12 protein-coding genes and 1 pseudogene are annotated in these 13452 nt (G+C 38.6%); 8 read left to right on the forward strand and 5 right to left on the reverse strand.

The genetic code is table 11. From position 1 onward, the window contains the following. Positions 1-54: 54 nt before the first annotated feature. Both CUN60_RS09960 and CUN60_RS09965 read left to right on the forward strand, forming a co-directional pair. Positions 55-864 carry a symmetrical bis(5'-nucleosyl)-tetraphosphatase gene (locus tag CUN60_RS09960; RefSeq protein ID WP_102951894.1) on the forward strand — a complete coding sequence of 270 codons (810 nt, stop codon included), beginning with the start codon at positions 55-57 and terminating at the stop codon, positions 862-864. Beyond that, positions 851-1354 (forward strand): chorismate--pyruvate lyase family protein, encoded by a 504-nt coding sequence (locus CUN60_RS09965; RefSeq protein WP_102951895.1) that lies wholly within the window; start codon positions 851-853, stop codon positions 1352-1354. Before CUN60_RS09960 ends, CUN60_RS09965 begins: the two co-directional genes overlap by 14 nt. A gap of 243 nt (positions 1355-1597) precedes the next feature. Here CUN60_RS09965 and CUN60_RS09970 read toward each other — a convergent pair whose 3' ends face one another. The 5 genes and pseudogenes from CUN60_RS09970 to CUN60_RS09990 all read right to left on the reverse strand — a co-directional run bounded on the left by CUN60_RS09970 (position 1598) and on the right by CUN60_RS09990 (position 7314). Beyond that, positions 1598-2197 carry an Lcl C-terminal domain-containing protein gene (locus CUN60_RS09970; protein WP_102951896.1) on the reverse strand — a complete coding sequence of 200 codons (600 nt, stop codon included), beginning with the start codon at positions 2195-2197 and terminating at the stop codon, positions 1598-1600. Beyond that, a complete protein-coding gene (locus CUN60_RS09975; RefSeq protein ID WP_102951897.1) occupies positions 2190-3311 on the reverse strand; it encodes a reverse transcriptase domain-containing protein in 1122 nt (373 codons plus the stop codon). Before CUN60_RS09975 ends, CUN60_RS09970 begins: the two co-directional genes overlap by 8 nt. Beyond that, positions 3235-3447: pseudogene (locus CUN60_RS13475) on the reverse strand (Lcl C-terminal domain-containing protein); the annotation flags it as partial. The gene CUN60_RS09975 and the pseudogene CUN60_RS13475, both read right to left, overlap by 77 nt. A 129-nt stretch (positions 3448-3576) precedes the next feature. Beyond that, positions 3577-3951, reverse strand: a complete 375-nt coding sequence (locus tag CUN60_RS09985) for a four helix bundle protein (RefSeq protein WP_102951899.1) — start codon at positions 3949-3951, stop codon at positions 3577-3579. A 66-nt stretch (positions 3952-4017) separates the two neighbouring features. Continuing rightward, positions 4018-7314: an Lcl C-terminal domain-containing protein gene (locus CUN60_RS09990; protein ID WP_158649380.1), complete on the reverse strand. Its 3297-nt coding sequence runs from the start codon at positions 7312-7314 to the stop codon at positions 4018-4020. A 573-nt stretch (positions 7315-7887) separates the two neighbouring features. On the opposite strand from CUN60_RS09990, the gene rfaE2 reads away from it, so the two are divergent. From rfaE2 to CUN60_RS10020, 6 genes are read left to right on the forward strand one after another with little or no spacing between them, the layout of a single operon-like run. Further along, positions 7888-8388 carry a D-glycero-beta-D-manno-heptose 1-phosphate adenylyltransferase gene (gene rfaE2, locus CUN60_RS09995; RefSeq protein WP_102951901.1) on the forward strand — a complete coding sequence of 167 codons (501 nt, stop codon included), beginning with the start codon at positions 7888-7890 and terminating at the stop codon, positions 8386-8388. After that, a complete protein-coding gene (locus CUN60_RS10000) occupies positions 8378-9262 on the forward strand; it encodes a biotin--[acetyl-CoA-carboxylase] ligase (RefSeq protein WP_102951902.1) in 885 nt (294 codons plus the stop codon). Before rfaE2 ends, CUN60_RS10000 begins: the two co-directional genes overlap by 11 nt. A 1-nt stretch (position 9263) precedes the next feature. Continuing rightward, complete coding sequence (locus CUN60_RS10005) at positions 9264-10643, forward strand: TolC family protein (protein WP_102951903.1); 1380 nt, start codon at positions 9264-9266, stop codon at positions 10641-10643. Continuing rightward, complete coding sequence (locus CUN60_RS10010) at positions 10640-11644, forward strand: HlyD family secretion protein (protein WP_102951904.1); 1005 nt, start codon at positions 10640-10642, stop codon at positions 11642-11644. The genes CUN60_RS10005 and CUN60_RS10010 overlap by 4 nt, the downstream gene beginning before the upstream one ends. Beyond that, entirely contained in the window at positions 11622-12551 is a 930-nt protein-coding gene (locus CUN60_RS10015) for a hypothetical protein (RefSeq protein ID WP_102951905.1), read from the forward strand. Before CUN60_RS10010 ends, CUN60_RS10015 begins: the two co-directional genes overlap by 23 nt. Then, positions 12536-13408, forward strand: a complete 873-nt coding sequence (locus CUN60_RS10020; RefSeq protein ID WP_102951906.1) for an FUSC family protein — start codon at positions 12536-12538, stop codon at positions 13406-13408. The genes CUN60_RS10015 and CUN60_RS10020 overlap by 16 nt, the downstream gene beginning before the upstream one ends. Positions 13409-13452: the final 44 nt, after the last annotated feature.

Genomic DNA, 13452 nt, shown 5'->3' on the forward strand with positions numbered 1-13452 from the left:
GCTAAAATTTTGTGTTATAAAAGAACTGTATTTTAACCGAACTAGAGGGTGTCAATGGCTAGATATGCAATAGGAGATATTCAGGGTTGCTATAAAGAACTCATGCAATTGATTAAAATCATTGATTTCAATCCAAGTAAGGATGTGCTCTATCTGGTTGGTGATTTAGTAAACCGCGGTCCAGATTCGCTTGAAGTAATAAAATGGCTATATAAAAATCAGGACTCGGTCATTACTGTGCTTGGTAATCACGATATATACCTTCTTGCCAGATATACCAATCTCATCCGCCCGGATAACGAAGATACCCTATCTCCCTTACTCCGTGATAAAAATATTGGTCGTTATATTGATTGGATTCGCTCCTGCCCATTAATTTATCATGATAGCCAACATATTCTGGTTCATGCGGGGATTTATCCACAAATGGATTTTAATGAGTTACTGCATATTAGCCACGCAATAAGCAATAATCTCAAATCAGGCAACTACCGTCGCTTTATTGACCGGATTTATGGTAATAAGCCAAATAGTTGGGATAGTGAAATGGATCATTTCAAAAAAATGAAGTTTGTAATTAACGCTTGTACCAGAATGCGCTTACTCAATCGCCATGATTACTCGCTTGATTACAAATATAAGGGTATGCTTGGAAATGTACCGGAAGATTTGGTTCCATGGTTTCACGCACCATTTGATTCGAGCATCGACAAAAAAATTGTCTTTGGTCACTGGGCAGCGCTAGGTTTCTTTCATGATAGACACTATCTAGCATTAGATACTGGCTGTGCCTGGGGGCGTAAATTAACTGCGATTAATCTGGAAAATTCAGAAATAGCTCAGGTAGTATATGGTACAGTTTAAACCGCTACTGGGGTATCCTAAGCATAGCGAATTTGAAGAGTTACTCAGTTCCTGTGGTTCCATGACCAAACAACTGGAAGAAAAAGGGCACCATCTGAGCGTAACCCTACTCTCCGAAGCATATCATGAGGAATATTTTCGCCGTTATACTATCCTTAATCTCGATAATATCCCAGTTGTTGTCGCTTGCAGCCAGACAGATATAAAAAATCAGTATTTTCATAGCTTACTTAAAAACGCTAGCACCACGCCTATTGGGAAATTCCTTTTTGCAAAAGATAGCAAAGTAAAGCGTGAATCAGACATGGCAATAGAATTGGTTACAATAAATGACCTCCAAGACTACCCAATACTTACCGCTAACTTACTAAGTCATAAATATCAGCAGTCTCAACAATTTTGGCAGCGAAAGTCACTATTTACATATAATAGCGAATCTTTTGAACTAATCGAAATTTTGTTACCTGAGTTGGACCTGCTTTTTCAATAAAGTTTTTCGTAGCCTATACAACATCTTAACTGAACCTAAACTCTTCGGCTTTAATATCTGACAAATTTCTTGTTTGGCTATCAAAACTCATTCCAAGGAGAGATACCGATAGGAAGTTTTTTCATGGCTATGTTTTAAAAAATTATTCCTAGGCGTTATTTTAACATGAACCCCCGGGGCCGCGCCCGATGGTGACAATTCGCAGGTGCTACGCACCTGCAAATAATCAAATGATCAAATAATCTACTGTCCAGCACGGACTGGCCACACATAGCCATTACCAGTCTTATCATCCGCACCCACATAGCCGTCATTGAAGTAGACGTACCACGCGAAATTAGTATTTGGCGCGTAGCTAGAAGACGACCAATAATTATCGGCTTGTACACTACTAAAACCCTGAACAATTAGCCAGTTAGCCGGATTACTATTACCATAGTTTACCAAACTTTTTAGTTCTACTTTATTCGGTAAGCGCCAGTCAGAATAGCCACATAATTTAATAAATGCTGAATTCATATTACTAATTGCTATTGTAGCATTTGCCCAGCTAAGGTTATTTAGAGTTGGATCAGTATTAGCATAATTTGGTTGCGAGATTGGTCCACCACCTTCAGTTGCTTCAAAACCAATAATGCCATTTTTCGGCCACATTAGCCCGGTCAGATTATCGGTTACACAGTCACCACTTACTACAAAGCGGGTAGTTGGCCAGGCAACACCACTTCCTGAGCCTGTTACACCGCCGGTCTCACCGGTCGCAGGAACTTTTGCTATGGATGCCGCCAAGACATTGCCACTGATAAAGAATAAGCCCAATAATTGATATAATTTGTTATTCATGATTTAATCCTTGTTTAAAAATTTTAACTACTGGTAGGCGCTGTTTTATACGCCCCAAATAACTTTCCGTTTCGCGAATAATTACGACGCTATACCCCAGCCCCAGAATTTTAGCCAGATATTCAGCTTCCTTATGACAGGGAAAGCCATAATAAGCCTTGCGGCTGGAACATTCCAGACGGCGTAGCTTTAATAGCTCAATAATGGCTAACGGTAACTCATAATAAAATTCATAATAATAGCCAACCTGAAAAAATAAAATATCCCCCCTAAAACAACTAACATAATAACCATACTGGCTAGTTATTCCGCCAACTATAGTTCTTTTAAAAACATAACGCGGTATTAAGTTAACCTTAGCATTAGCCTGCCATTTTAATTCGAAAAAGTAGCTTAATTGGCTAAACCTTTGCCAAATACTTTCAATCAAACGATAACTATTAGCATGTTGAAAATGTCCCAAATATGATGCCAATACCGAACGCAATGTAGTTAATTGCGAATAGTCATAGTAAATATATATAGTTCCCTTAGCATCATGTTTACAGAGCCTAGCTAATAATTCACTTAATTTTGCATATAGATTATTAATTACCCGCTTACGTACCAAACGGTATTCACGATGAATGATATAACCCAGATAGTTAATGCCATTGCTGATTGGTAATACCGCATGATAACGTGGGTTTAGCTTTAGTAATAATCGCTTTGCTAAAAACTGCTCAATTTGGCGTCTAAACTGTTCCAGTTGCTCTTTTGAATTATCCAGCAAAATAAAATCATCACAATAACGCACATAGTAACGACACTTCAGGTGATGTTTGACAAACTGGTCTAACTGATTCAAATAAACATTAGCAAAAAATTGACTACTTAAATTACCGATTGGTAAGCCTTTACCTGATGGGGCATTCAATAAACTTTTATGCGCTGGCAATTGCTTAAATAGCTCCACATTACCTTTAAGTAACATATTTTGCTGTGAATTAGCACAGATAACCTCGCGTGCTAGCCAACGTAAATTGTGATCACGCTTATTACGGCGACATTTTAAGTACTGGCGATATAAATTTATCAGCGAGAATACCCCCTCTGTAGATTTGGTCTTTAGCATCTATATCACTCTCCAGACGTACTGGCCACACATAGTTATTATTAGTCTTATCATTCGCATTCACATTGCCGTCATTGAAGTTGACGTTCCACGCGTTATTAGTATTTGGCGCGTAGCTAGAAGACGACCAATAATTATTGGCTTGTACATTAGCTCACAAACTTAAAATCCACTCAGCAATCCCGTCTAAAGGTATGCTGGTAAACTATCATTTATACCACCTGGGTGTCATGAGCGCACAGTGATAAACTCTGCACACCAGCAACTATTTTTTGACTAGTTGCTGTTCTGGCAGTTCTTTCAGGCTTTTAATCCAGCCTTCATTCTGGCGACTAAGCTGAATCACTTTTTCAATTGCAAAAATAAAACTTTGCAAGCTTTTAAAGGTCTGTAATTCTTTGGCAATCCTTAGCCCGACCATTAATTCTTCTAATGAATTTCGAAGTAATAACAAGGTGGCTAATCTATCAGTTTCGGAATTAGCTCGCACGATTAAACTAATATTCTGGCGGGCAATCCGTCGTAAATCAGCCCCTAAACTATACTTATGGTAACGGCTAAAGCCACTTACTGCTTTTTCCAGATAAACCGCAAGATCAAGCGCACCTTTATAAATCGGCAGATGTTCATATTTAGCCATTTTTTACCTAGATAATAGCGTGTGGCGCAAGCGCCACACCAAATAGCCTAATTATCAAATAACCCATCACTGCACCAGACGTACTGGCCACACAAAGTTATCACGAGTAATATCACGCGCAGCCACAACGCCGTCAGTGAAGTAGACGAACCACGCGAAATCAGTAAAAGGCGCGTAGAAAGAAGACGACCAATAATTATCGGCTCGTACATTCTGAAAACCTTGTAAACTCAGCCATGCACCCTGATCACCCACATAAGCATCGTTAATAAGACTGGCTAAATCATTAACTGTGGGTAAGTACCAGTCATTATGTCCACATAAATTAATAGTAGCTGCATTCATATTACTAATCGCTGTTGCAGCATTTGCCCAGCTAAGGTAATTTAGGGTTGGATCAGTATTAGCATAATCAGGTTGCGTGATTGGTCCACCAGTACTAGTAGCTTTAAAACCAATAATCCCATTTTTAGGCCACATTAGCCCGGTAAGATTATCGGTAATACAATTTGCTTCAAGTCCACTACCTACTGTAAAGCGCGTAGCTACAGCACCACCAGTTCCCCAAGTGATACCAGTTCCTGCGGTTGTAGCATTTCCAGGCACGTCTGCTGCCAGATATACATATGGTGTAGTTATAATGTAGTTGATGGTGTTGGCTGTTACACCAGTTATGCTTGCTCCATTCGTCGCGGATAATGTGATATCCGTACCTATCGGCGTAAATGGATCGTAGCCAGGGGTGCCTACGATACTATTAGCAAAGCCTGCTGTATTCCATGGAATTATGCTAAAGGTACAGCTGGTAGTTCCTGACGTATCTAAAGCACACGGGCTTGGATTTGATACTATTGTCCCAGTAACTGAATTGGCTAGCGTCGCACTTAATGTCGATGAGCCACTACCACTTATAGTCGCAGTAAATGTAATCGGAGTTGTTCCCATTACGCTTGATGAAGTTCCGGCAATGCTACTTATCGCAATCGATAATGCTGGTGGGGCTTGTACCGTCACATAAGTTAGATTGCTGCCTACAGCCTGACTGGTCCCTGACGGATTTGCTCCATCTGTCCAGTGCTCTGTCATTACGTTCTGATTGAAGTTATTAGTTCCTGCCGTTCCGCTATTGATTGTGTAGATCACGGTACAGGTATTGCTACCGCCTGTATTCGGTAAATTAGTGCCAGTTGATGATGATGCACATGTACCACCACTTCTTGTATAGCCAGTAGGTAGCGTGCTGTTGGTTACGTAGAAGTCTGTGGCATCTTGGGTACCCGTATTAGTAAAGGTATAGGTTAGTGTTCCACTATTATTGGTTATTACCACATATGGATCACCTGAAACTCCAGTTCCACTAAAGCCACTTGCTACAGGTCCCGTTATATTGATACTGGCTGCTGATACTGAAACCCCACTTAGGCTACTTGTCGCAGCTGTCGATCCCTGTCCGCTATATGGTATATAGTTCGCATTTAGGGTTGCACTTGCCGGATTTACAGCTGTAGCTGTTGGTCCAAATTTCACATTTACCTTACAGCTTGCTCCTGCTGCTAGGGAGGTGCTACATTGATCCTGTTCTGCGATACCGGTATTATTCAGAGTAAACATAGTATTATTCGTACCTGTAATTGTACGGGTAAAACTCGTACCATCGGTGGCTATATCACCACTATTTGTTATCGTAAACTCTACATCTGCACTTGCATCTGTATTATTATTAACTATACTACCAAAGTTATGGCTAGATGGGCTTACGCTCAGGCTTGCTGTTGACTGCGTTACCTGATAACTAACCGCTGCTGTTGTCGGACTTGGTGCCGGAGTTGCTCCATTGTAGTTATAGGCAATACTGATATTATCTGTTCCCTGTGAGGTTGCTGTTGAATTATTATAAGTTACCGTTACCGTACAGCTACTTCCCGGCTGGAGCGTGTTACTGATCGTTGCCGGGCTGGTAGGATTGGTTACAGCACATGCTGTAGCTGGGTCAGCTCCATTACTGATGGTGAAATTAGCTGGTAAGGTGAATATTATTGCAGTCTCATCAGTATCTCCAGTATTAGTCAGTGTTAGCTGTCTAGTGGTGCTAGGACTTGCCGTTGTTACATAAAACTGGCTATCTGGATTAATTGCTGCGGTTAATCCGGCTCTTGGCGCTGGAGGTGGCGGCGGTGGCGTAGGCGGTGTAGGCGGCGGTGTCGGACTTGGACTCGGTGCTGGATTTACATTCTGATCAACTATACCACTCGTGACAGTTTGTTCCTGTCCATTATTGTATGATAAGCTTATATTTCCACTTGTCCCAGCTATCTCTGGATTCTTTAATCTTAATACTGCGCTTGTTATTCCACCGCTTGCCAGACTTGTTGGATTAAACACTATCTCGATATTCGGATTATTGGCTGTCAGCTCTTGTAACTGTGCCATTGCATCCCCGGTATTTACAAAGCTGATTGTCTGCTCCGGACTGCTTGATGTTAGGTATACCGCTGATGGCAGCATCTCCGCTATCCCGATATTCTCTTTTGTCGTCAGCGTACTACTTGTTGTCGCTGTCGATACTACTGTTGTTTGTCCATTATTGACTTGCTGGGTTTGAACTTTTATTGTTTGGCTGAGATTATTCCCTGATGGAGCTGGCAATAATACACTAAATGTCTTACCTTGGGTGTAGCTACCACTTCCTGCGATTAGCTGCTGATTTGGTATCGGGTTATTATTGCTATCTACCAATACTACATTATTGAAGCTACCTGCATTTGCTGAAGCTACCAGTCCACTCACCAAGATATATGGTGTACCATTAATCACCGTATGGTAGTAACTTAGCGTTACTCCATCCGCTCCGCTTAAGCTATTATACGCTGCCTGTTCTATTCCGCTATACGCAACATTCTTCACCGTATCTGCTTTTAATGATCTTCCAAGCTTACTTAGTAAGCTAGTACCACTATTATCCGCACTTACTCCAATGCTACCAGCTACTGTTCCAGCTGGAATTGTTACTTTTATATTACACTGGCTATACGCTGCTACTACAGCACACTCAGCTGCACTTGCCGGATCTATCTCTGCTGATGTTCCACTACCAGTTTGGTAGTTTAGTCTATAGCTAAGGTTCTTTACTGCACTTCCAGTTGGGTTATTGATTACTATATAGCCTGCTCCGCTTTCGGATGGTAAGCTATAGATTGTTTTTGGGGCTACCAGCTGTAAGCTGCTAACATCACCATTTCCGCCATTATTGTTACCATTACTTCCGCCACCACTATTTGAACAAGCGGTTGCTAGTGCTGAAGTGAGTAATAGTGATACTATCTGTTTCAGGGATAGTTTTTTATCTAATTGCTGTAGGTTCATTTTATTATTTCCCGTTATGACTTTTTTAACGAGCATATAATATCAGCCCCCCCGCACAGTCTATAGCGATTTATAGAACTAAACCCACGCTTTATTTCTATTTTTAGATAGCAATAAAATCAGGCACATTTGATTAATTATCATATAGCGAATAATTCCTGATTAGTAGTCTATCTCATAGTATATTGATACATCTAAGATACACCCTATAGACTCTCACGGAATTGAGCATCGAAAACCGCTATAAAACCATAGCCAACTAAAATAGACGGCATCAGCCGAAATTCAGCTCATTTTTACTCAAATCACTAAATTTTTTTTAAAGTTTTTTGCTGATTTTTGTAGATATAATGCTACAAAAGCATAAGGTGATTGCTGCCATGGGTTAGTAGTTGAGCGGGAGTAAGTAAGACATAAAATATTTTAATTTCTTCGAATAACACACCAAAAAATTTCCACTTTAAAATTTACCTTATAACATAAAAACTCAAAGATTAAACCCTAACTCATCATTAATATAGTTATGAAAAACATGGTATAATTATGTAATTAAGCAACCCTTTTCAGACAACCATGAACTACCCTACACCTAAATTTGAACAAAAAATAATTCATCCAGAAAATATAGCTGTGAGATTGCGTGACATTAAATCAAAAACACCATTAGTTTTTACTAATGGCTGCTTTGATGTTTTACATCGTGGGCATGTTACCTATCTTGCTCAGGCACGTGAATTAGGTGCCGCAATGATAGTAGCACTTAATACCGATGAATCAGTAAAACGGCAAGGTAAGGGAGATGATAGACCAATCAATTGTCTAGCAAATCGGCTCGCAGTCATGGCTAGTCTTGAATGTGTTGATTTTGTAACTTATTTCGACGAAGATACACCATTAAACCTGATATTGCAGATAATGCCGGAAATCTTGGTAAAAGGTGGCGATTGGGCTGTTGATAAAATTGTCGGTAGCCAGCAAGTTCTTGCTAATGGTGGGCAAGTTCACTCGATTCCATTTTTATACGATACTTCAACAACAAAACTAGTCCAACAAATACGTAACAATGGAAATTAAACTTCTCAAAACCCTTGAAGAATATAGTTCATTAACGATACATGAATTAAGTGAACATCTTAATCAAAATTCACTACAAACATTGAGTCAAATAGCGCATATCAGAGAGATTGCACCAGATTTAATTAACTCAGATAATGGCAAATATCAGCTAAGCAAGCAGCTAAATTGGTTAAACCAAGAAAAGCTCAAAACTTCACTGGCAAATAATAACCATCCGCTGGTTATTCTTGATAGCATCCCATCAACTAATACCTACGCGTTAGAGAACATCAATACCTTAGCGGATAAAACAATTATTAGCTGCAACTGGCAATATGCCGGACGCGGCAGGTTTGAACGCAGGTGGCTAAGTACGATTGCACATGATCTGACGGTATCCTTTCTTTATCATTTTGAACGCGATGTTAATATTTTACTGTTGCCATTAGTTAGTGCAATCGCGGTAAACCGACTGCTAAAAAACTACTCCATTACCAACAAAATTAAATGGCCAAATGATATTTATGTTGATCAACAAAAAGTTGCCGGAATTCTGGTTGAAAGCCGCATCTCTACCAATATGAGCAAGGTAGTAATTGGAATTGGACTAGATAATTTCAGAAACTGGGAACGGAATCAGCTACTTGCTGATTTAACACTTGTACTGGATAATATTCTGAGTGAATTTGTGTTATTTGGCTTTGCCCTAATTCGCCGCGAGTGGTTAGATAACTGCATGCATCTAAATGAAGAGGTCTCTTTAATCGAAAATGGAGTTGAAATAGCTAGAGGTATCCATTATGATATTGGCACAAATGGCGAGTTAATTATAAAAACCCAGAATCAGCTACAGAGTTATTCAAGCTCATTGATAAGCCTAAAGACAAAATAACATGCAAAATATCATTATTCTTTTGAGCATAATCTTTATTAGCGCTTGTAGCTGGATTAAATCGCCTACAACGCCTGAAGTTGATGCACCACAAAAATTTAATTCAGCAGGTGACTACTACTCTAATATTGAAAGTCTCCCATATCTAGCATGGTGGCAACAATTTAATGATCCACAGCTAAATAAACTGATTGAAAGTGGGCTTAATAATAATCTGGAAATAAAAATTGCAATCAGTAATCTGGAACAGGCAGAAGGTATTTTAAAACAAGCGCAACTAAGTTGGATACCATTTGTAAGTATCTATGCAGGTTACTCATCAAACCCGGCATTTGGTAATCCTGGTACGTTTTTCGGTATCTGGCCGCAATACGTACCAAATATCTTCAAGATTTATAAACAGCAACAGCAAGCAAAATATAATGTAGCAGTTAACCAAGCAATGGTTGATGGTGTTCGTCTGACATTAATTAGCCAAATTGCCGCGAGTTACTTTACGCTTATCAGTAGTCAAGAGCAACTAAAGTTATTAACTGCCCTAGATAAAGATAGTCAAACACTTATTGATCTGACCAAGTCGCAGCTAAAAATTGGCTTGCGTGATAATATTGATTTAACCCAATTGACTGCAAATGAAAAGCTGATTCAGGCACAAATTAATTTGGTTAACCAAAATATAGTAATCAGTCAAAACTCAATCAAGTATCTGCTAAACCAGAACCCTGGCAAGATCAATAGTAGTGATAATTTTAGCCGGATTGATTTTAATAAATTTAAACCCGGTAGCCTACCCGCACAGGTGTTACAAAACCGTCCAGATTTGATAATGGCAGAAAATATGGTTAAATCAAGCCATGAAGGTGTTGGCGTCGCTTATGGTAATTTATTCCCAACGATACAGCTGGATAGTTTTTTTGGTCAGGGCAGTTTCAATGGTACGGTAGCCAATCCAAACCAATACCTGAATATGAATGATGCCTATATAAATTGGCAGATAAATCCGGCAACTTTTGGGCAAATTGAAGCACAAAAAGGTGCCTATAAAGGAACAGTATATCAATATATCCAAACAGTCCGAAAGATCCTCAAGGAAGTTGATAACAGTTACATTACGAATCAAAGCACCAGTAAGAACTACGAAAATACCAAAGAAGCATATATTGAACTAAATAAAAAATATAATCTTTATCAGGGTCTTTATAAATCAGGAATCTTATCCTACCCAGAACTTATCAATAATAAACTTGATTTAGATAAACTGGCATTAGTGTTAAATCAAAGTAAATTACAGCAAGCATTATCATTGGTAAACCTCTACCAGAATCTTGCTGGCGGATACAAATATAATCGTGAAACAGAAATAACTCAGGATAAAGAATGATACGCTTATTAATAAGAAAACTTAAACGTCATCTGAATTTTGCCAATGTGGTAATTGGATTAGGTAGCCTAACTGCTCTAATTTATATTTTCTCTTATCTGTTCCCAATTACCGATAATGCTTTTGTGGTGAATAATGTCCGCCCGGTTGCCGCTCAGGTACGCGGTTATGTTACCAATATCTACATAAAAAATGGCGACTATGTGCATAAAGGTCAAAAATTATTTACCGTATTTGATAAACCATATCAATATGCTTATGAACAGTTAAGCGCAGATCTTGAAGCAGCCAAAGCCAAATTGCAAGTAGCAAAAAAGACTCTTGAACGGGATCAACAAATAAGTGTCAATCAGGAAGCAACTTATGTAAAACTAGCACAAGATGATGAAAAATACCAACAAGCCTATAAGATAAATGCTATTTCAAAAATGACACTACAAAATTCGGAACAAGCGACCAAAGCAGCTAAAGCTACTTGGTTAGCAGCACAAAAGCAAATTGAACTGGATAAGGAAAGTATTGTTGCAGCCGAAAAAGAAATTGCCTCTTTAACAGCAAAAGTCAAAAATGCTAAAGTAGATCTTGATGAAACGATAGTTTATGCTGAAGATGATGGGATAATCCAGAACTTTTTTGTAAGCCTTGGTACGCCAGTAAATATCAATCAACCACTATTTTCATTTGTCGAGACAAGAGAAACTTACTTTCAGGCAAATTTCAATGAGACTGATTTAAGAAATGTCCAAACGGGAGATGATGTTCTGATATTCCCGAGGATTTATCTGGGACAAAAAGTATTTCATGGCAAAATTATCTCAGATTATTGGGCGGCTAACCGCCAAACAACTGATAACAGATCGCAGATGCAAAATGTTACCAATGAAAATCAGTGGGTTCTCTTACCTCAGCGTATGCCGGTACAGATTAAGGTTATGGATCCAGACCCTAAATATCCGCTTCGTGTAGGAACAAGTGCTTATGTCTATATTCAGACTAAGTAGCTGGCTAGAAAAGGTTGATCCATATTATACCCAACGGATAATCCTCCATAAGGGGCTTTATCTGGCAACATGGCTAACTGCATTTAATTGGATCGCTAGACCAGATGTATTTACTGCCTACTGCGCCGGACCAATGTTATTAGCTGGATTTTATGAATCACAAAGCTTTACAACCTTTGCGGAAAAAGATAAATTTCTGGTTAGTTCTTTTTTATTATGTGGATTTGGTTGCGTAACTTTTTACCTGCTATTTCCGTATAAATTCTTTTTGTTATTTTATGCAATTGGTTTTTTTCTGGTAACCTACTATCTAAGCAACAACTTTTTCCCTAAATTAAAACCATTTATTATGACCTGTATCGTCGGTAGTGCACTAAACATGAGCACTACACCTCCGGCAAGCCTACAAATAGCAATAGACATGTTTTTTTGTATGATGCTATCATTAATGGTAACTTTCGTAGCTTTCAAATTATATCCTAACCCATATCGCAAAGTATGGCATCGTGCATTTATACTATACGTCAAATCAGTTAATCGTGAGATAACCGACGTAATTAACCGCTTTGAAATCATAAATTTCGCAACTGGAGCTGGACATTTAAATATTATCCGAGCTTATCGCAGGCTATTACCCAAACAAAATTTGATAAATTTTTCCAAGGTAGTAATCTGTATCCGGAATATTAGTTTTTCACTAACCTATTTACTTGATGAGGAGAAAAATGAGGCATTCTGGTTTAATTTTCAGCAGCAATTGATAATATTCATTAGTGCACTTGAAAATAAAAAACCTTGCCCGCCATTGGCAGCGATTAACCATACTGATGATTTTGATTACCTATATGCCAACCAGAACCTAGCTAAAGCAATCAGAAACTGGAATAAAATATGTACGCAGCTCTAAGAAGTCGTCTAGCTATGGCAAGGCTCAGTCAGATAACTCTGGTTTACGGGATTGGTCTGGCACTATACCTATTCACTACCATACCGCATAACTGGTGGGTTTTTCTAACTGTATTAATGATGACCGCAGCAATCGAACCAGGGCTAGTGATCCAAAAATCAATTAATCGCGGCAAAGGTACTATTCTAGGCATAATCCTCTTCATGCCACTTATTTATTTGCTCCAGCTAAATTATCGCATGATACCATTGACCTTTATTCTACTTGCCTGCTTACTGATGGTACCAAACCAGCGCCGCTATGATCTAACTGTAATATTTATGACTATGATGGTATTTATACTAAATGCCTATAACTTTACTACTATTTTACTTGAAACACCTTTTCAGACTTCAGTTAATCGTATAATCTGTACCATTATTGGAATAGTCGTATGTATTGGTGGTGATTACTTTTTATTCAGGAGATTTAATTACTCACGTAAACTGTATTATTTATTACAGCGAGAATTATGCACGACACTTGAAGGAAAAGTTGAACGGATGCTTAATTCCGAAATGCTCGGCTTAAATGCATATCTGGTTGTGGAAGATTTACGAAATACTCTTAACGGTAAGTTCTCTGAAATTGTTACTAGTGCGACCAGTCTAAATTATGACCTACGCTCGGATGAAATTCTCAAATACAAAATCCAGCACTTTGATCAAATTATGTGGCAAATGCGGCGACAAATCTACGCAATTTATTATTGCAAGTTTGTAAAAAAAGATCAAATTGCAGCTACTCATCACTATCAAAGATTTGAAGAATCCATTGTTGCTGCCAAAAATAACTTTATTAGTTATAACAATATTTAACCCTAAAAATAGCAGTTAAAACTATTTTTAATAGAAGTAGGATA

The sequence above is a fragment of the Aquella oligotrophica genome (assembly GCF_002892535.1).
In the GTDB taxonomy this organism is placed as follows: Bacteria; Pseudomonadota; Gammaproteobacteria; order Burkholderiales; family UBA11063; genus Aquella; species Aquella oligotrophica.

Bases quoted from the DNA above. Each gene is read 5' to 3' on its own strand.
- CUN60_RS10005 (WP_102951903.1), top strand. From the start codon at position 9,264: ATGCAAAATATCATTATTCTTTTGAGCATAATCTTTATTAGCGCTTGT.
- CUN60_RS09970 (WP_102951896.1), bottom strand. From the start codon at position 2,197: ATGAATAACAAATTATATCAATTATTGGGCTTATTCTTTATCAGTGGC.
- CUN60_RS10015 (WP_102951905.1), top strand. From the start codon at position 11,622: ATGTCTATATTCAGACTAAGTAGCTGGCTAGAAAAGGTTGATCCATAT.
- CUN60_RS10000 (WP_102951902.1), top strand. From the start codon at position 8,378: ATGGAAATTAAACTTCTCAAAACCCTTGAAGAATATAGTTCATTAACG.
- CUN60_RS10010 (WP_102951904.1), top strand. From the start codon at position 10,640: ATGATACGCTTATTAATAAGAAAACTTAAACGTCATCTGAATTTTGCC.
- rfaE2 (WP_102951901.1), top strand. From the start codon at position 7,888: ATGAACTACCCTACACCTAAATTTGAACAAAAAATAATTCATCCAGAA.
- CUN60_RS10020 (WP_102951906.1), top strand. From the start codon at position 12,536: ATGTACGCAGCTCTAAGAAGTCGTCTAGCTATGGCAAGGCTCAGTCAG.
- CUN60_RS09965 (WP_102951895.1), top strand. From the start codon at position 851: ATGGTACAGTTTAAACCGCTACTGGGGTATCCTAAGCATAGCGAATTT.
- CUN60_RS09975 (WP_102951897.1), bottom strand. From the start codon at position 3,311: ATGCTAAAGACCAAATCTACAGAGGGGGTATTCTCGCTGATAAATTTA.
- CUN60_RS09990 (WP_158649380.1), bottom strand. From the start codon at position 7,314: ATGAACCTACAGCAATTAGATAAAAAACTATCCCTGAAACAGATAGTA.
- CUN60_RS09960 (WP_102951894.1), top strand. From the start codon at position 55: ATGGCTAGATATGCAATAGGAGATATTCAGGGTTGCTATAAAGAACTC.
- CUN60_RS09985 (WP_102951899.1), bottom strand. From the start codon at position 3,951: ATGGCTAAATATGAACATCTGCCGATTTATAAAGGTGCGCTTGATCTT.